Consider the following 17,069-nt stretch of genomic DNA (forward strand, 5'->3'; position numbering starts at 1 on the left):
GCGTGCCGCGGGGACGGTCGCGTACTGGTTGTCCGTGGCCGTTCCCGCGGTGCGGCCAGGGGCCGAGCGGGCGCGGATAGCGCCCGCCATGATCCGCAGGACATGCCCTAGCCTTAGCTCAGCCCGCGATCCGGCCGGAGAAGGACACCGAGGGCCTGCACCGGCCCGTGGCCGGTTCGGGAGCACCGGGCAGGGCGCAGTTGACCGCGACCTTGAGCTGTTGGCCCGGCGCGAACGTCAGCGGCTCCAGGTAGTGGTAGTCGACGTCGCGGAAGTTGTTCAGGCCGAACTCCAGCAGAACCTGGTCGCCGCGCAGGATCCGCAGCGTGCCGGAGTCGCCACGCGGATTCTGCAGGACGATGTCGGTGACCACCAGGGTCTTGCCCTCGGGCAGCGGGTCGCTGGTGAACTCGTCGAAGTCGGACAGGTTCGAGGTGGCAACGGGGTCGGTGGTGATGCGGAAGTCGAACGCCTGGCCGCGAGCGAGGTCGACCCCGCCGGGGCCGGTGACCGGGCCGGGCAGGTTGGCCGCGGCGACCGCGCCCCCTTCGCTGACCTTCTTCTCCGCCTCCGCGGCCCGTTCCTCGGCCTTCGCGGCCTTGGCCTCGGCGGCGTCTGCCTTGTCGGTGAGCTTCTGCTGTTCGGCCTTGACGACCTGCTCGGCGGTGTCCCGCGCGGCCGACACCAAGGTCGGCTTGAGCACCGTGAACCACAGCGTCACCGCGATGATCGCCAAGGCGAGCAACGCCAGCAGCGCGGGCAGCAGCCACTTCGGCAGCAACTGCTGCTGCACCACGGTGCCGTTCGCGGTGATCGGGGCGGCCTCGCCGGTCAACGCCGTGACCTGGAACGGGTGGCGGCGCTCCTGGCCGCGCAGGAACCGGTCGTGCGGGCGGGCGCGCAGGCGCAGGAACGCCGAGGTGCCGGGCTCGATGGTCAGCTGCGTGTGGTCGATGTCGAGTTTGAGCTCGTCCTCGGGATCCTCGGCCTGCATCTCGACGGCGATCGGGTAGTTGCCCGCGTTGTCGACCACCAGCTCATGCCGAGCCGCCCGCCTGCACTTCGACGTCTTGGGCACCAGCTCGACCTGCAGGTCGGTGAACGGCTCGACCTGAACCGTGCCTTCCTCGACCCTCGACTGGGACGCTTCCTCCCTGGAAAGCACGCGCACGCCGAAGGGCACCACGCCAGCGCGGACCGTGGAGTCCCTCGGCGGGGCGAAGGTCACGGTGACCTGTCCTTCGGTGCCCGGCATCAGGTTGATCACGTCCGGCTCGACCGTGGACCACTCGACGGCCTCGCCGACGACATCCACGGTGAACTGGTCGACCAGCGTGCCCGAGTTGCGGATCTGCACCGTGGAGCTGACCGTCGCGCCAGCGGCGACGGACAGCTCTTTTCCGGCCAGCGACGTGGTGGCTCCCATGACACGGAGTGTGGGCGGGGCGGCCAGTCGATCACAGGCCGCGAACGGGAGCCTCCCTGGGCAGCAACGTCCGCCCGATCGGGCGGAGGTAGCGGTCCTGATCGCCACCCGCGCGCCGGGGCCATGGGCGGCCGGATCTCCCTACCGTGGGCGGCAACCGAGCGGAGGTCGTCCTGTGCCCGTCTCCCCCGCGCGCCGCGCCTGCGCCGTCGTGCTCGCCGCCGCGCTCAGCGTGGGCGGGTACGCGCTGTTCCTCGGAAAGGCCAGGGACGCCGCGGCGGCGGTGGCGCCCGGATCGACGGTCCGCGCGTCGGTCGGCACCGCGGACCAAGAGTCGGCGACCGGTGGCACCGACCAGCAGATCTCCGGGGACGGGCGGTCAGTGGTGTTCTCCAGCCGGTCCGCCCTGGCCCAGCCGGTCGACCCCCAGACCCGCAACATCTACGTGCGCGACCTGGCGCGGAGCCGGACCGTGCTGATCAGCCGGGGCCAGTTCACCTTCCCCAGCCCGCCAAGCACGTCGAGCGCGCCGCCCCCGATCCGGCCCAACCTCCGATCGCGGCCCCTGCTCAGCTTCGCCGCCGCCCAGCAGCAGCCGGTCCCCGGCGAGACCGCGGCCGACGACGACAGCTTCGACCCGACGATCTCCGGGGACGGCCGCTATGTCGCGTTCACCTCGTGGGCGTCGAACATCGTGCCCTTCGGCGGGGAGAACCGGATCCTGATCGGCGTCGACCGCGACCCGGACGGCGACGGCGACTTCGACGAGCTCAAGCCGAACACCCAGATGGACCACCGGTTCTTCGCGATCTCGATCCCGCTGCAGAGCGCGCCGTCGCTGTCCCCCGACCGGATCCGACTGTCGGCCGACGCCAGCCGCGCCGTCTGGCAGGAACGCGCGGTCGGCGAAGGCTTCCGCATCGTCGGCAAGACCGCGCTGCTGCGCTCGACGACAGGGCAGATCGGCACTCCGTTCACCGCCGAGTTCCTGGCGACCGGGCTGGAGGGCTCCGTCGCCACCGCGCGGCACCAGGTGGAGCCCGCCATCGCCGCCGACGGCCGGTTCGTGGTCACCTCGTCGGAGTACTCGATGCCGACCGGAGCCAGGTTCAGCGCCATCGTGCGCCACGAACTGGCCACCGGGATCAACCGGCGGGTCGACCTGGATGCGAACGGCACACCGGTGGCGGCAGACGAGATCGACGTGTTCAATCCCGCGATCTCCGGTGACGGCTCGGTGATCGCGTTCGTGGCCGAGAGCACTGAGGCCTACCAGCCGAATGTGTATGTGGTGCGGCCCGACGTGCCGTCTTCGGAGATCGTGTCCCGCGATGTGGCGGGGGCGCCGGTCAACGGCAACCTGCCGGGACTGTCCGCCGACGGGCGCTACCTCGCCTTCGCCACCGACGCGCTCGGCGTGCACGACGGCATCGATGGTCTGATCCGCGACGGCTACGACAGCAGCTGCATCTTGCCGGAAAACGACCTGACGCTGACGAACCGCGCGCTCGCCATTCCGCCCGTCGAGGCAGCGCGTGAGGACCGCACGGCGTGTCAGGTCGTGGTCCGCGACCTGGTGGCGGACCGAGAACGCGCGGCGGCCGGACTGCCCAGACTGCCCGCCGCGCTGGCGTCGGTGTCCTCCGACGAGGCGTGCGCCGACGACGGTGTGGCGTGTGCGGGCAACGACGACAGCCCCAATAGCACCGGGTCGACCCCGCCGTCATTGACCGCCGATGGCCGGATCGTCGCCTTCGACTCGCGCGCCGACGACCTGATCTCCCCCGACGACAACGAGTCGATCGACACGTTCGTACACACCTTCGAGCCTTCGATCGCGGGTGACCCCGTCCAGTTCGGCACGGTCACCATCGGCACCACGGTCAGCCGGACCGCGACCGTACGGCACGTCGGGTTCGGCCCGCTGCCGGTCGAAGAGGTCACCATCACCGGCCCCGGCGCGGGCGACTACCAACTCGGTCCGGGCACCTGCGTCGGCACGGTCCTGCACCTGGGCGGCAGCTGCCTGTCCTCGGTCCGGTTCACCCCGACCGACGACGGCGCCCGCCCGGCGACGCTGCGGGTCCGGGTGCGGGGCAACCGAGTGTTCACTGTGGACCTGATCGGCACCGGCACCCCCACCCCGACCGTGCCGGAGAACGCGGAACTGTCCGCGGGCCCGGACCCGGCCGACTTCGGATCACGGCTGCTGCTGTCGGCCGGACCGGGGATCGACGTGCGCATCGGCAACGCGGGCGGCTCCCCCATGACGATCAGCGCGATCGCCTTGCCGTCCCCGGACTTCGCGGTGAACCCCGCAGGCTGCCTCGGCGTGCCGGTGCCTCCTGGCGGAAGCTGTGTGGTGACGGTCACCTACTCCCCCCAGGGCCCAGCACTCCCGGTTGACCGCGCCGCCGCCCTGACCATCACCAGCAACGCCCCCGGCGGCCCACACCTGGTCGCGGTGCGCGGCCAGGCGGTACAACCGGTACTCGACGTCAACCCCGGCGTGATCGCCCCGGGCCGGGTGAGCACGGCGACCGGAATCGGCTTCCCCCCTGGCCGCACGGTGACACTCGGCTTCACCACCGCGGTCGGCGGCGCGACAGCGACAACCGATGCGAACGGCAAGTTCACCGTGCAGCTGCTGGTGTTCCCGAAGGCGTCGGTCGGGCAGCGGACTGTGGTGGCCACAGTGGACGGCGCGACCCCGGTGATCGCCGCCGACAAACCGCTGCTGGTGGTCATCAACACGGTCAGCCCAGCGGAGTTCGTCGGCCGCGGCTAGAGGCAGGCGACCAGGCCGTCGAGGATTCCGACGAACTCAGCGGCCGGGATCGCCACCGCGAAGACGGCTTCCGCGTGCTCGGGATGCTCGCGCAAATGTGCCTCCCGCCAGAACTGGAATGTCAGCACCAACTCGTCGCCGTCGCGGAACACGAAGGTCCTCAGGTTGTCGGTCGTCGGTCCCCAGTGGAAGATCCAAAACCGCTCCCTGAAGAGCTCTTCCTCCTCCGTAGTCGCGGCAGCGAGCCGCCGGTGAGCGGCCGCCGGGGACAAGTCTGCGAATGGCTGCGGCTTCCCGTACCCCGCGCTCACCTCAGCAGCGGTCTGCCGAACAGCATGACGAAACCGCGGAACGTACGCCGCGTTGTCGTCGCAGGTCAGCCACTGGTCGGCGGCCCAAAGGTCCACCCGACGCAGCCCGCCGACCCACTCGCCGACCTCGGCGGCGAACCTACGCTTGTCCCCAAGAAGTGTCGACACGCACTAGTCCGGTCGAGCGGGCAGCGGCAGCGGCAGGGCGGGGAGTCCGTCGAGGCTCACCCCGACGTAGTCCTTCGACTCACAGTAAGCGGCGAACTCGGGGTCGGTCTTGCGGCCGAAGTACTCCGCGTGCAGAGTGCGGTCGGCCTGGTAGTCCATGAGCGGCACCGCGAATCCGCAGCTGTCGCTGATCCGCTCGGCCGTGACCACGATCACCGCCCGCGCCGACGGACTGCCGCCGTCCGGGAAGCGGCCGACCAGGTCGGGCCAGCGCGGGTCGTCCCGGAAAACGGGCTCGCCGCGCCCGTGGACGCGCACGATCGTCGGCGGGCCGTCGAACGAGCACCACATCAGGGTGATCCGGCCGTTCTCCCGCAGGTGGGCGATGGTCTCGGCGCCGCTGCCGCCGAAGTCGACGTAGGCGAACGTGCGCTCGTCAAGCACGCCGAACGAGCCCGCGCGCCCCTTGGGCGAGAGGTTGACGTGCCCGTCGCCGGTCAGTGGCGCGGTGGCGACGAAGAACACGGGTTGCCGCTCGATGAACTCGCGCAGCCTGCCGTCGATCCGCTCATAAGTCTTCCCCATACCGGCAGCGTAGCTAGTCCGCCTTCTGGAACAGCTCGATCTCGCTCAACGCCACATCCTGGCCCTTCACCGAGCGGAACAGGCCGACGACGTGGATCTCGACGCTGGTGGCGCCGTCGCCGTTGGCGATCTCGACCTCCTGGGGGTCGGGGTGGTCCTTGAGGTCCACGTCGGCCGTGCGGCCGGTGGAGAACACGAAGTGCAGCCGCTGTGGCCGGTGCCAGCCCTGAATGTCGTCCTTGTTCCCGTTGCGGACGAGGGCACGCGCGATGGAGACCTCGCGATCGAACTTCAGGACGAGCGTGGGCTCCGGCCCGACGCCGGGAGCCGCCCAGAACGTGTTGGATTTGCCGTCGAAGACAAGTTGGCCGGGGTGGTCGGGGAGTTGGCTGGTCGCGGCGATCTCGACCGGCGACACCGGCTCGTACTGCTGGAAGATGATCTTCTCGACCCCGGCCTTGACCGCCAGCGCGCGCTCGTTGACCCAGCCGCGGAACTGGCCGGACACGCCGTAGATGATCCCCAGGACCAGCAGGATCACCGCGAAGATCCGGCGGAGCACCCGGAAGGTCGCCATAAAGGCTTCCTTCGCCTTGGACTGGCCGCGCCTGCTGCCCTTGGGCCGGTCCCCCGACTTGCGCACCTTGGCCCCGCGCCGGGGGATGAACCGCTTCCACCACGGCCGCTTGACCACCTCGGCCTCGGCCAAGGAGGCACCGCATCGGCTGCAGAACTTGCGGGTGTCGGCGTTGCCCTCACCGCAGTCGCCGCAGATGAGGTCGCCGGGCTTGAGTTTGCGCGTCGGCGGCCGCTTCTTGGGCGGCGCGGCCTTCTTGGGCTCCTGCGGCAACTGCGCGTCGGGTTGACCGGTGCCTGGGGTGACCGGGATGACGAGGTTGCTCGCCGCGGCCGTGTCGACGGCGGCCTCGACCCCGTTGGGCGATGGCGGCTCCGGCGGCGCGGGCGGTTTCGCGACGGGAAGCGGGGGCGCGGGCGGCTTCGGCGCACTCACGGCCGGAAGCGGCGGCGCAGGCGGTCTCGGCCCACCACCGGCAGGCGGTACCTGCACCCCACCAGGCGGCGGTGGAATCGGAGCACCACCCGGTGGAGACGGCGGCGCGGGCGGCTTCGGCACACTCACGGCGGGTAGCGGTGGCGCGGGCGGCTTGGGCGCACCACCAGGGGGAGGCGGCGGCGCAGGTGGTCTCGGTGCACCACCGGCGGGCGGTGCCTGCACGCCACCAGGCGGTGGGCTGGGGGCGCTACCAGGCGGCGCGGGCGGCTTGGGCGCACCACCGGCAGGCGGCGGCGCGGGTGGTGGCTGCACGCCACCGGGCGGCGGCGGTGGTTTCGGAGCGCCACCTGGCGGAGGCGGCGGCGCTGGCGGCTTGGGCGCACCACCGGGCGGGGGCGGCGGCTTCGGCGCACCTCCCGGCGGGGGCGGCGGCTTCGGCGCGCCACCGGGCGGGGGCGGCGGCGCCCCTGGCGGCTTCGGCGGCCCAGGCGGGCCGGGGCGAGCGGGGGCCGCGGGCGCACCGGGGCGGCCGGGCAGGCCTGGCGCCCCCGGCGCTCCCGGCATCCCCGGTTTCGGGGTGACCGGCACCGGCGCCCGGTCCCCCACGTCCAGGTACAGCGCCGACTGCAACCGCGCCAGGAATCCCTTCTTCGGCGCCTCTTCCTCTTCCTCATCGACCACCGGCGCGGGCGGCGGGGCCAGCTTCTCCCCCGTCCACTCCAGGAACCCTCCGCACTTGCCGCAAAAGGTGTCCCGGTCCCCGTTGTGGTAGCCGCAGCTCTTGCAGACGATCACCGGCCGCCCACCTCCACTCTGTGCACCACGTGTGCCGGTTTGGCCGCCGCCACCGCGGCCTCGACCAGGTCGAGTGGCGCGGCCGACGGGTCGTCCACCAGTACCCGCACCGCCAAGCGCGGGCTGGCCTCGCCGGGCAGGTCGGCGGCCGGGTCGCGAGACGCGGCGACGCCGCCGCTGTCGGCGATCTGGACGTCGCCGCCGGTCAGGACCTCCAGGTTGGCGCGCAGGCCCGCCACGGTGCCGCGCATCCGGTACATCTCCACCGCCGTGCCGACCACGGCGCGGCGCCGTTCGATCGGCCAGCCCTCGTCGAGTTCGATGCCGACCCACGACGACAGCCACTCCAGGAAGTCCTCCGGCGCCAGCAGCGGGTCGAAGTACTCGACCAGACAGTCCAAAGTGGCCAGTACCGGGGCCAGCACGTCGTCGAAGCCGCCGACGAAGCGCTCGGTGAACGGGTCCTCCTGGTAGACCGCGGGCAGCATCTCCAGCAGCGGCACGGCCGTGGCCAGGCCGGGAAGCAGGCCGCGCATCAGTGGTCCTCCACTTTCACGTGGTGCTCGTAGCTGAACACCAGGCTGTACCGGTCGACCTCGAGGCGCTGGGTCTCCTCGCCGCGTTCGCCGGTCACCGGGTTCGCGCCGAACAGGCGGACGTCCTCGACCATGTCCACCCCGCGCACCCGCTGCAGCAGCGCGTAGACGTCACCGGCCTGCACCGGCCTGCCGAACTGCCAGCCCCGCCCCTCGGTCCCGCCGGTGATCGGGTTGAGGTGCCCGTAGAGCGCCGCGAGCGCGTCGGCCCGTACCCGCGCGCGGTCCACCCGGGGCCGGGCGATCACCCGCGCCACGACCGTCACCCCTCGGTACCGGGGCGGCGACACCAGTACCCGCGTGCCGATCAGCCGCACCTCGTCGAGCCGGTCGGTGATCCGGGTCAGGGTGTCCTCCTCCGGCACCAGGTCGGCGAACGTGATCCGCCCGTCCACCTGCGCCGCGGCGGGCACCACCAGCACCCGAACCGATCCGGCGTCGACATCGTCGTCACCCGCCGTCACACACCGGACCCTGGCGATATCCGGGGCGGCCTCCTGGGTGATGGCCTCGTAGTCCTCGGCGGTGACCGCGCGGCTGCGGGTGCGCAGCAGGATCGGGCCGCGTGCCTTGGCCTGCTCGATGGTCTCCCCGTCTACTCCGCCCGACGCCGACTCCAGGTTCTCGACCGCCGAGACGAACGGGATCGACGACTTGAGTGTCCGGATCGCCCCGGCGCCGACGTTGCCGATCCGGCCGCCGCCGACCGCGTAGCGCCTCAGCCGCACGGTGGCCGCGGGCAGCGGCACCGCGCCGTACTGGCGCAACCCGCCCTCGGCCTCGCGGATCGCGGGTCCGAAGTGGATCGTCCCGGCCACCGCGTCGAGCAGGAAGTGCCGGTCGTCTGGCCCGCTGCCCGCGAAGTGCTGCACCTGCGACCACTCCTGCCAGCCGTCGTCGGAGGTCACCTCCAGCACGACCGACCCGACCACGGGGGCCTGTTCCACCGGGAACTCCTGCCCCGGCACGCCTTCCGAGACCCCCACCACCTCGTCCTCGATGACCTCGCAGTGCGCCGACACCACGGTCCCGCCGACCGTGCTGGCCGCGAGCCCGCCCACGGTCGGCGAATGCCGGTAGGTGGGGAACTCGGGGTCGACCTCGATGACCCTGGCCCGCAGCCACCCCGCCGCCTCGTCGGCGAACACCGCCGACTGGTGGTCGGGCGGCACGTGCACCAGCACCTCGCCGCCCATGTTGAGCGCCCCGGTCCCGTCCGTGCTGACCAGGCACTCGACCCACTCGGCGCCGTTGTAGGCCTCCCACACCAGGGGCGGATGGTCCGGGTGCACACCGACACCCTCGACACTCGCGTCCAGATCCAGCCGCACCACACAGTTCGGCACGGCCGAGGTCAGCCCGACCAGCAGCACGTCCCCCGGCTCTGGCACCGCCGAGAACGCCGGGAACCGCCCGCCCATCTTCAGTTCCTCGGTCCGGACGACCGGATCACCGTCCGCGTTGCCGATCGTCGCCACCACCGACAACGCACAGGGCACAAGACTGAGGTCGCGAGTCGTCGAGAACACGATCGATTCGTCCACCTCGGTGCGCATGGTGGCGACCGTGGTGCCGACCGGGATGCCGACGCTGGTGATCGCCGGGGCCGACAGCCAGAACGTCACCGGTGCCTGGGCCGGGGTGGCGGGGATCAGGCGCAGGCCGATCAGGTCGAGGAACTTGACGTAGAGGCGGTCCGGGACCTGGTTGAGCCGGAACAGCAGCTGGTCGGTCATGAACGCGAAGGTCTCGATCAGCGTCACACCGGGATCGGACACGTTGTGGTCTGTCCACTCAGGACAGCGGCGCATCACCATGCGCTTGGCGTCGTCGACCAGGTCCTGGAAGCGGCGGTCGTCGAGGTTGGGGGTGGGCAGCGCCATCAGTAGTCACTCCCGTCCTCAGGGATGGAGTAGAAGGGGAAGACCAGGTTGCGCCGGTCGTTGGTGTCCTTGATCCGGTAGCGGATGTCGATGTAGAGCGTCCCCGCCGAATACGGGTCGGGATTCACGTCGACAATCTCGATGTCCACCCGCGGCTCCCACCGCAGCAGCGCCTTGCGCACCTCGTGCGACAACTCGGCGATAGTCTCCATGTTCGACGGCCGGAACACGAAGTCGCGGATGCGGCTGCCGAACTCCGGCCGCATCGGGCGTTCGCCGGGGTAGGTGGCCAGGATCAGCCGCATCGCCTGCTCCAGCTCCACCTCCCGCCGGACCAGGGCGATCCCGCCCTGCGATCCGACGCCGAGCGGGAAGGCCCACCCGGCACCGACGAAGTCCTGCGACATCGCGCCTCCTGTATCGACAACAGCCCAACTTGACTCAGTTCAACTTCACGGTCTGACCCTTGATCTCCGTGACCATGTCCGCTTCGACCTTGACCGTCTTCCCCTTCAGCGACAGCGCCCCGGTCGTCTCCAGCTTGATGCCGCCCATGCCCGCCTTGATCGTGATGGAGCCCATGGCGCCGCACTCGATCGTCAGCTCGCCCTGCCCCTTGCTGACCGGCTTGGCCGGGTCGCACACCAGCTTCACCGTGCCCGCGGCCTGGTCGATGTGGAGGGAGAGCTTGTCGTCCTTGGTGCCGACGACGACCTCGGACTTGGTCGGCGGGGCGGACCCCGGCGGCCCTGGCGGCAGTTCGTCGGTGAACAGCAGCCGGTTGCCCGCGGGCGAGGCCAGCCCGCGCTCGGTCACCACACCCGACCCGTTCACCGCGGTCTTCAAATGCCCGAACGCGGAATTGTCGTTGATCAGTCCACCTAGGACATACGGTCGCCGGGGATCGCCGAACTCGAAGCCGACCAGCACCTCGTCGCCCACCTCGGGAACGAACATCACCCCGCTGCGCCGCCCCGCCCCGACCTGCGCCACGCGCGCCCAGTCCGACTCGTAGTTCGGCGACAGCCACGGCATCGCGACCTTGACCCGCGCGGCCTTGTCCGGGTCCTTCACGTTCGTCACCAGCGCGCACACCAGCCCGTCCAGCGGCGGGCGCCGGGCGGCCCCGCCCGTGAGCCGCAGCAGCGACCGGTCCTGCCTGCCGCTGACCCAGAACCGGGTGTGGTAGCCGCCTTCGAGCGGGTCGAAGACGTGCCGCGCGTTGGTGACGACCCACTGGCCGGCGAACTGCTTGGGCACCCCGGCGATGGTGACGGTGCCGCCCGCCTGGATCTCCGGGTCACCCTCGGCGTCGCCCTCGGCCTCGGCGAACGTGCTGGACACGTGGTCGGCCAGGCTCTTGGCCACGATCCCCGCGACGGTGTCGGCGTTGGGTCCGCGCGCGAGCGGTCGGTCGACCACCACATACGCGGTGTTGCTCGGCGCGGTGCCCAGGTTGAGCGCGGGCATGCCGGGGATCGCGGGTGGGGCGGGCAGCGCCACGGGCAGCGCGAGACCGTCGGTGAACGAGTTGGCCAGCGCGGCGGGCTTCTGCCCGTCGATCTTCACCGAGCCGGTCTCGGCGGCCGACTTGCCGACCGCGACCCTGGCCGCCTTGGTGTCCCAGACTCGGACCTCGACATCCGGGGTCAGGTTCGCCGCGGAGATCCGGGGCAGGAACGTGCGCAGGTTGCCCTTGAAGGTCAGCGTCGACCCGAGCCCGACCATCGACGCCGCCGCGTCCATCAGCCCGCCGCCCGCTCCGCTACCGGAGGCCTTGCGGAAGAAGAATTCCCCGCCCACCACGCCGGTCTCGTAGCCGACCTCCCTGGCGCGTTCGGTCAGGAACTCCCAGTCGGTCTGGGCGATCTGGGCGAGGTGGTCGTGGGTCGTGCTCGTCGCGTCGATCGTGCCCGACCGCAGGCCCGCGTCCTTGGCGATCTGACGGGCGATGTCGGAGTCCTTCATGTTGACGAACGTGCGGGTGCGCTTGGCCCGCTGCAGCCGGTGCGCCTTCTCATAGCCGCGCACGACGGTGAGGATCATCGAGTCCTGGCACAGCGCCTCGACCGCGGTGACCTCGCCCTTGATCAGCGACGTCGCCGCGGGCGTCCCGGCCTTGTTGCCCTTGACCTCGATCACCGAGCCGATCTTGATGCCCGCGTCGTCGAGGAAGGTGCCCGCGTTGTCCAGGAAGGTCAGCTCGAACATGTCCGGCAGGTGCAGGTGGGTGTCGACGACCGCGCGGATGAGCAGCTGGGAGACGGTGGGCAGCATCGGGATGCCGACCGGGTACCCGACCAGCAACGCGGGCATGACCACGCCCGTGCTCTCACCGCCCGGCATCATCAGGCCAGCTCCTCGGGGTTGGGCAGGTAGACCGTCTGGCCGGGCCGCAGCCGCGACGGGTCCTGGATGCCGTTGACCTCGGCGATCCGCCGCCACAGCCCGGGCCGCCCGTAGTGCGTGGTGGCGATCGACTGGAGGCTGTCGCCGGAGGACACCGTGTGCGAGCGGCGGCCGGGCAGGCCGCCCGACGTCGGGTTGGTCGGCAGGCTGGCCAGCATGCTGGGCTGTTGCCGCATGGACAGGTCGACCTCGGCGCGCAGCGGGATCCCGGTGAAGTCGAAGCGGACGAAGTTGATGCTCACACTGACCAGCCGCACCTGGTACAGGAACGCGACCATCGGCGGACCCCACTGGAAGGTGATCTCCGGCAGCGTGGTCTCCAGCGTCGCGCCCGCGATGCCCATCGACCCGATGCCGCTGAACGGGCTCATCCAGCGCAGCAGCTGGTCGCAGCGCAGCTTGGCGGTGATCCCCTCGAAAATGATCTTGCTGATGGTGATCATCGGCGCCTGGACGGCCTTGGTGATCGTGCCCGACGCGCCGCCGGGATCGTGCAGCGACTGCATGTTCGGCCGGACCGTGTAGGTCGCGCTGCGCTTGATCGAGATCTTCTCGGGGTTGAAGTCGAAGGGCACCAGGCCGGGCGTCTTGGGGTTGATGCAGACAAGCACCGCGGGCACCCGCGCGCCCGCCATCATCGCCGTGCTGACCACACCGCCCACCGCGGCACTGGCCGCGCCCACGGCCGCCGAGCCGCCCTTTACCTTGCCCGCGACGCTGGCGCCGACGCCCACACTCATCGTCATCTCGCGCTCCCTACAGGATACCCTCGTGCACCAACATCAGGCCCACCATCACACCGTCAACTCCCCACTCCACCTACAAGAAACCCTCATGCACCAAGGTCAGGCTCTCGATCGCGATCCCCAGCGTCATCGCGTCCAGGTCCGGTCCCTTCCACGCGCTCGGGTAGACGTTGCGCAGCTGCCAGGACGAGACCTCCTGGGCGCGCGCGTCGTACAGGGTGATCTGCGCGGTGCCGCCGGGGGCGCCGAACATCGACTGCACCCAGCCGTTCGCCCGGCCGCGCAGCCACTTCTGCACGCTTTCGGCGCCCGCCTTGTCCATCGCGCGTTCCAGCGTCACCTCGGGGTATTCGAGGTGACCGGGGAGCAGCGGCTCGTAGAGGTAGTTCGCGCCCTCCTTGACCTTGACGGGGTTGAACTTCACCGCCAGGCCTTTGCACCGCGCCCAGCCGCCGAGGTCCACGCCATCGACGGAAACGTGGAACCGCAGGGTGAGCGCGAGCATCGAGGACACGCTGAGGGCCATCGGTCAGCCCAGCTTGATCAGGTCTTCGAGGAAACCCAGATGCGCGAGTTCCAGTGTCTCCAGCGACACCTGGCTGGCCCCCGCGTCGAACCCCGCGATCGCCCATTTCACCGGCATCACGTCACGCAGTTCCCAGTCGGTGATGACGGCGTCGCCCTGCTTGGATCCGCGCAGCTCGATCTTGGCGACGAACTTCTCATGCTCGAAGGAGTTCTTGCTGAGCCACTCTCGCACCGTCTTGGTCTCCTCGGAGACCGCCCGGGTCAGCTTCACGTTGCTGTACTTGGTGTTTCCCGGGTAGTAGAAGCGATCGTTGCCGTTGTCTCCCGCCCGGTACTCGGCGACGTCCCACGTCACGTCCAGGCCGTCGGCCTTGTACCAGCTGCCGAGGTTGTAAATCTCCTTGCCGCTCATCGTGACGATGAACCGGTTGGCTAGGCCGATCTTGCTCGCGTCGCTGAGTGCCACGGTCCCCTCCTATCGGAAATCGGTGAGCAGGCCGGACCGCTCGCGGTCGACCAGCAGTTCCAGGCGCAGCCTGCTGCGCACGCGGTCATAGAGGCGGGCGGCTAGGTCCTCGATGTCGACCCGGTCGAGGTCGATGGGCTCCTCTTCGCTGCCGTGCATGTCCCTTGTGGAGCCGGACCCCCCGGTCGACGACGCCGAGTCTGGGCGCCTGCCGCCGCGGTAGAGGTCGTCACCGGATCGTTCGGTGAAGCTGACGGTGTCGCCGAACGAGGTGCCCGCATCGGGGTCGAGCTGGTCGGACTGGCTGGAGGAGCCGCCGCTGCCTGCCGCCGGGCTGCCGCCGGACTGGGCGAGAGCGGCGGCGAGGCTCAGCCGCCCGGCGGCGGCTGTCGGGCTCGCCCCGGCTCCGCCTCGGCCCGCACCCGCGCCTGTCCTGCTGAGCAGGTCGTCACCGGACCGCGTGGTGAAGCTGACGGTGTCGCCGAACGCGCCGCCCTCTTCCGGGTTGATGGGCCGCGCCGACGAACCCGATGTCCTCCCGCCGCCTCCGGCTTCCTCCTGGTCGATGACGCGTTCGATGCGTTCGAGGTCGGCGTCCTCCAGATAGCTGAGCAGCGGCTCGCCCTGGGACGCGCGTTCCATGTTCAGGTTCTCCAGCCATTCGGCTTCGAGTTCCTGGCGGCGGGCGGCGCGGTCGGTTGTGCCCACGGTCCTCGCCGCGGCACGGCCGGGGCCGGTCCGGGACGTGGACCGGGTCGGCGCCGTCGCGTCGGCACCACGCCGTTCGGTGAAGCTGACCGTGTCGCCGAACGAGCCACCGGCCGTAGGCGGCGTGGTGGTTCCGGACCGCCGCTCCCGGTCGGCTTGCGCGGAGGGGGCGTGCCATTCCTCAAGGACACGGTGGGCTGAACTCTCGGCCACCTGCTGGATCTCCTCGCGCGCCTCTTGGTCGAAGTGCGAGCGGGTCGGGTCCGGCGGGGTGGTGTGGGTCAGCGCGAGTTGGGCGGCGCCCGCGAGGCTGGGCGCGGCTCCGCCGGTGGGGTGCGGCGGGTGGATCAGGGGCGTGTCGGGGAGGCCCGCGTGCCGGTGTTCGGCCGCGACCGCCTCGGCTTCCAGTCTGCGACCCTCCGGTGTGGACAGTCCGGGCAGGTTCGCGCCGATGGTGCGTTGCTGGACCACGTGGACGAGTTCGTGGGCCAGGAGGGCTTTCGTCTTGCCGCTGGTGATCGGGCCCGCGCTGTCGGGCAGGTAGACGGCGCCGTCCTTGGCGAACGCCCGCGCTCCCCGGGACCGCGCCTCGGCGTCGACCGCTGGGCCGCGGAAGACGGGGACATCGGAGACGTCCGCGCCGCGTTCCTGGCGGACGGCACCGGCGAGATCGGGTGGGACCTGCTCGCGCACGATCCTGCTGGCGACCTGGGGAAGTTCGGCATGGTGAACCAGCGGAGCCGCCGTCACCGGGTTCGGTGGCGGCGGTGGCGGTGGCGGTGCGGGGGGCGGCGGTTCGGGCGGCGGCTCCACAGCGGGTTCCTGGGCCGAATAGGAGATCGGCGCGCCGAGGCCGAGCCTGCGCGTCTGTCCGAGCGAGGGGCGCTTCCGCGGCACCAGCGGCACTTCCGCCTCTCTCGGCGGGAGAATCGGTTCGGGCTTGAAGATCGGTGGGTTGGCGGGGATGTTCGACGGGATGGCCAGCGGGGCGTCGGGGATGGGTTCCGGGCCGGTTTGTTCAAGCCACGTCGGCACATAGCGCATCCACGCGGGCGCCCGGTAGGGCTCGGCGGGCACTCGGGGCTCGCCAACGAACTCGTCGGTCGCCACGGTCAACGTCGGCCGGTCCCGAACCGGCGCCACGACCACGGGCCGAGGTATCGGGGCGGGAGTTTCCTCGACCTCTACCGGCTCGGCGGGTGGCCGCTTCCTGGGTCGGACCGTCAGCGGCGGGCCATCGGTCCGGCGAATGGGCAGCGCCAGCGCCAGCCCTTCGACCCGCCCCACCGCGGGCTCGATCCGCACCCGCCGGACCGGCACCCGCCCAGGCAACGGCGGCTGAACCGGCGCGGGCCCCATCACCAACGGCGCGGCAAGCGCCACCGTCGGCGCCAGCGGCGGCAGGAGAACCCAGTCATGCCCCCGGTTTTCCACCCGTTCGGGCGACCCCGAGTCATCCACAGCCGCCCCCGAACCAAGATCGACTGGCACCCCCGCCGGGTAGACTGGCCTAGGGCTGTCCCCCCTGGGCAGGGTGGGGGCTGCGTGCTGGGGGTTCGGCGGTTCCTGGGTTGTCAGGGGTGTGGCGCCGCGGCGGCGGCGGATTGGCCAGCGCATCGGCGCCCCTCCCGTCTCATTCGTCGAGTCTGCTGTGGATTCGGCCGATCTCGGTGATCAGCCGGTCGCGCACCGGGTGTTCGAGGTCGAGGATCGAGTCGAACGTCCAGTGCAGGTAGTAGGCGACGTACGCGACCTCCTCCCACAGTCGGTCGGGCGCGTACGTCACGATCCCCCCGGGGCATCACCCGCCACGTCCACCGCGAACCCGGTCCCGCACTGCGGGCAGTGGACGGCGACCTCGGTGTGCCCATCGGCGTTGACGCGGCGGTAGAGGTCCTGCAGGAACGCCATGTCGGAAGCGAACAGGCTCTCCACCACGAACGTGTCCACCGACGGCAGCGCGCCCAGCGAGGTGATGGTGCGCTCCAGCAGCAGCACCGTCAGGTACGCCGGGTTCTGCTTGGACCGCTGGTCGGCCTGCGTGGTGATCTCGTCGCGGGCCGTGGCCAGGCGCATCACGCCGTCGCGGTGCACCTGGCCGTGCTCGTCGACATAGCCGCGCGGGAGCGTGAACGGATACTCCGTGCGCAACCCTTCCTGGAGAGCTGTCATACGGACACACGCTGGATGCGCTCGGACACGATGGTGACCGTCTCCATCAGCACCTCGCTTGACCCTGCCTTCAAGGCGCCGATCTCCAGCTTCGACGGCCAGGCGTGTTCGAGGTGGTACCGGGCGACCGGCTTGCCGTCGGTGCCGTACATGATCAGCGAGCAGCTCTTGCGGGCGGCGACGATGTCGCCCATGAGCACGGCCTCATGCCACGCCCACAGCTCCATGCTGGAGTTCTTGCCGCGCTTGAGCACCAGGGTGGCGGGCTTGGTCTTGCCCGGCAGCTTCTTGAGCACGACCTCCTTGTCGGTCGACTCCATCAGCTCGACCGGCTCGACCTCGGTGGTGATGCCCTGCAGTTCGGAGAACGAGGCGATCTCGTAGCCGTCGATGGTGATCGAGAAGCGGGCGGCGGTCAGCGCGTCGTTCGGCTGGCTTGAGCTCAGGCCTGCGGCCATGGCGAATCCCTTCTA

17 protein-coding genes are annotated in these 17,069 nt (G+C 70.7%); 2 read left to right on the top strand and 15 right to left on the bottom strand.

Features of this window, described 5'->3' with window-relative positions; all coding sequences use genetic code 11:
* Positions 1-118: 118 nt before the first annotated feature.
* Positions 119-1,426 carry a hypothetical protein gene (locus BN1701_RS15740; protein WP_054049600.1) on the bottom strand — a complete coding sequence of 436 codons (1,308 nt, stop codon included), beginning with the start codon at positions 1,424-1,426 and terminating at the stop codon, positions 119-121.
* A 175-nt stretch (positions 1,427-1,601) separates the two neighbouring features.
* Here BN1701_RS15740 and BN1701_RS15745 point away from each other — a divergent pair, with 175 nt between their 5' ends.
* The gene (locus BN1701_RS15745; RefSeq protein ID WP_054049602.1) at positions 1,602-4,214 is read left to right on the top strand and encodes a choice-of-anchor D domain-containing protein; all 2,613 of its coding nucleotides are present in this window, start codon (positions 1,602-1,604) and stop codon (positions 4,212-4,214) included.
* Here the strand turns inward: BN1701_RS15745 and BN1701_RS15750 are convergent.
* The 3 genes from BN1701_RS15750 to BN1701_RS15760 are packed head-to-tail and all read right to left on the bottom strand — an operon-like array spanning position 4,211 to position 6,290.
* Positions 4,211-4,693, bottom strand: coding sequence for a hypothetical protein (locus BN1701_RS15750; RefSeq protein WP_054049605.1), 483 nt, complete (start codon positions 4,691-4,693; stop codon positions 4,211-4,213). The genes BN1701_RS15745 and BN1701_RS15750 overlap by 4 nt on opposite strands.
* Positions 4,694-4,696: 3 nt before the next feature.
* Positions 4,697-5,278, bottom strand: coding sequence for a pyridoxamine 5'-phosphate oxidase family protein (locus tag BN1701_RS15755; protein ID WP_054049607.1), 582 nt, complete (start codon positions 5,276-5,278; stop codon positions 4,697-4,699).
* 13 nt (positions 5,279-5,291) lie between these two features.
* Positions 5,292-6,290, bottom strand: coding sequence for a zinc ribbon domain-containing protein (locus BN1701_RS15760; RefSeq protein ID WP_054049609.1), 999 nt, complete (start codon positions 6,288-6,290; stop codon positions 5,292-5,294).
* A gap of 140 nt (positions 6,291-6,430) precedes the next feature.
* Between BN1701_RS15760 and BN1701_RS36470 the strand changes: the two genes are divergently transcribed.
* On the top strand, positions 6,431-6,874 hold the full coding sequence (locus BN1701_RS36470; protein ID WP_172803262.1) for a hypothetical protein: 444 nt from the start codon (positions 6,431-6,433) through the stop codon (positions 6,872-6,874).
* 210 nt (positions 6,875-7,084) lie between these two features.
* On the opposite strand, the gene BN1701_RS15770 is transcribed toward BN1701_RS36470, so the two are convergent.
* From BN1701_RS15770 to BN1701_RS15815, 11 genes are all read right to left on the bottom strand, one after another.
* Positions 7,085-7,624, bottom strand: a complete 540-nt coding sequence (locus BN1701_RS15770) for a phage tail protein (protein WP_054049613.1) — start codon at positions 7,622-7,624, stop codon at positions 7,085-7,087.
* Entirely contained in the window at positions 7,624-9,567 is a 1,944-nt protein-coding gene (locus tag BN1701_RS15775) for a putative baseplate assembly protein (RefSeq protein ID WP_054049615.1), read from the bottom strand. The genes BN1701_RS15770 and BN1701_RS15775 overlap by 1 nt, the downstream gene beginning before the upstream one ends.
* The gene (locus BN1701_RS15780; RefSeq protein WP_054049617.1) at positions 9,567-9,974 is read right to left on the bottom strand and encodes a GPW/gp25 family protein; all 408 of its coding nucleotides are present in this window, start codon (positions 9,972-9,974) and stop codon (positions 9,567-9,569) included. The genes BN1701_RS15775 and BN1701_RS15780 overlap by 1 nt, the downstream gene beginning before the upstream one ends.
* Before the next feature lie 34 nt (positions 9,975-10,008).
* Positions 10,009-11,913: a phage baseplate assembly protein V gene (locus tag BN1701_RS15785; protein ID WP_231949612.1), complete on the bottom strand. Its 1,905-nt coding sequence runs from the start codon at positions 11,911-11,913 to the stop codon at positions 10,009-10,011.
* 2 nt (positions 11,914-11,915) lie between these two features.
* Positions 11,916-12,722: a LysM peptidoglycan-binding domain-containing protein gene (locus BN1701_RS15790; protein ID WP_082859875.1), complete on the bottom strand. Its 807-nt coding sequence runs from the start codon at positions 12,720-12,722 to the stop codon at positions 11,916-11,918.
* 73 nt (positions 12,723-12,795) lie between these two features.
* On the bottom strand, positions 12,796-13,248 hold the full coding sequence (locus tag BN1701_RS15795; RefSeq protein ID WP_054049623.1) for a phage tail protein: 453 nt from the start codon (positions 13,246-13,248) through the stop codon (positions 12,796-12,798).
* Positions 13,249-13,251: 3 nt separating this feature from the next.
* Positions 13,252-13,716, bottom strand: a complete 465-nt coding sequence (locus BN1701_RS15800; protein ID WP_054049625.1) for a phage tail protein — start codon at positions 13,714-13,716, stop codon at positions 13,252-13,254.
* A gap of 9 nt (positions 13,717-13,725) precedes the next feature.
* The gene (locus tag BN1701_RS15805; protein ID WP_157368011.1) at positions 13,726-15,885 is read right to left on the bottom strand and encodes a DUF4157 domain-containing protein; all 2,160 of its coding nucleotides are present in this window, start codon (positions 15,883-15,885) and stop codon (positions 13,726-13,728) included.
* Positions 15,886-16,057: 172 nt separating this feature from the next.
* Positions 16,058-16,210 carry a DUF6760 family protein gene (locus BN1701_RS36475; RefSeq protein ID WP_091374686.1) on the bottom strand — a complete coding sequence of 51 codons (153 nt, stop codon included), beginning with the start codon at positions 16,208-16,210 and terminating at the stop codon, positions 16,058-16,060.
* Entirely contained in the window at positions 16,207-16,596 is a 390-nt protein-coding gene (locus BN1701_RS15810) for a hypothetical protein (protein ID WP_054049629.1), read from the bottom strand. The genes BN1701_RS36475 and BN1701_RS15810 overlap by 4 nt, the downstream gene beginning before the upstream one ends.
* Positions 16,593-17,054 (bottom strand): phage tail protein, encoded by a 462-nt coding sequence (locus tag BN1701_RS15815; protein WP_054049631.1) that lies wholly within the window; start codon positions 17,052-17,054, stop codon positions 16,593-16,595. Before BN1701_RS15815 ends, BN1701_RS15810 begins: the two co-directional genes overlap by 4 nt.
* Positions 17,055-17,069: the final 15 nt, after the last annotated feature.

Origin of the sequence: Alloactinosynnema sp. L-07 (genome assembly GCF_900070365.1) — a bacterium.
Classification (GTDB): domain Bacteria; phylum Actinomycetota; class Actinomycetes; order Mycobacteriales; family Pseudonocardiaceae; genus Actinokineospora.

What these genes read in the sequence shown, in the direction of transcription:
- BN1701_RS15740 (WP_054049600.1), bottom strand. Translation starts at nt 1,426, where the DNA reads ATGGGAGCCACCACGTCGCTGGCCGGAAAAGAGCTGTCCGTCGCCGCT.
- BN1701_RS15755 (WP_054049607.1), bottom strand. Translation starts at nt 5,278, where the DNA reads ATGGGGAAGACTTATGAGCGGATCGACGGCAGGCTGCGCGAGTTCATC.
- BN1701_RS15770 (WP_054049613.1), bottom strand. Translation starts at nt 7,624, where the DNA reads ATGCGCGGCCTGCTTCCCGGCCTGGCCACGGCCGTGCCGCTGCTGGAG.
- BN1701_RS15775 (WP_054049615.1), bottom strand. Translation starts at nt 9,567, where the DNA reads ATGGCGCTGCCCACCCCCAACCTCGACGACCGCCGCTTCCAGGACCTG.
- BN1701_RS15780 (WP_054049617.1), bottom strand. Translation starts at nt 9,974, where the DNA reads ATGTCGCAGGACTTCGTCGGTGCCGGGTGGGCCTTCCCGCTCGGCGTC.
- BN1701_RS15785 (WP_231949612.1), bottom strand. Translation starts at nt 11,913, where the DNA reads ATGCCGGGCGGTGAGAGCACGGGCGTGGTCATGCCCGCGTTGCTGGTC.
- BN1701_RS15790 (WP_082859875.1), bottom strand. Translation starts at nt 12,722, where the DNA reads ATGACGATGAGTGTGGGCGTCGGCGCCAGCGTCGCGGGCAAGGTAAAG.
- BN1701_RS15795 (WP_054049623.1), bottom strand. Translation starts at nt 13,248, where the DNA reads ATGGCCCTCAGCGTGTCCTCGATGCTCGCGCTCACCCTGCGGTTCCAC.
- BN1701_RS15810 (WP_054049629.1), bottom strand. Translation starts at nt 16,596, where the DNA reads ATGACAGCTCTCCAGGAAGGGTTGCGCACGGAGTATCCGTTCACGCTC.
- BN1701_RS15815 (WP_054049631.1), bottom strand. Translation starts at nt 17,054, where the DNA reads ATGGCCGCAGGCCTGAGCTCAAGCCAGCCGAACGACGCGCTGACCGCC.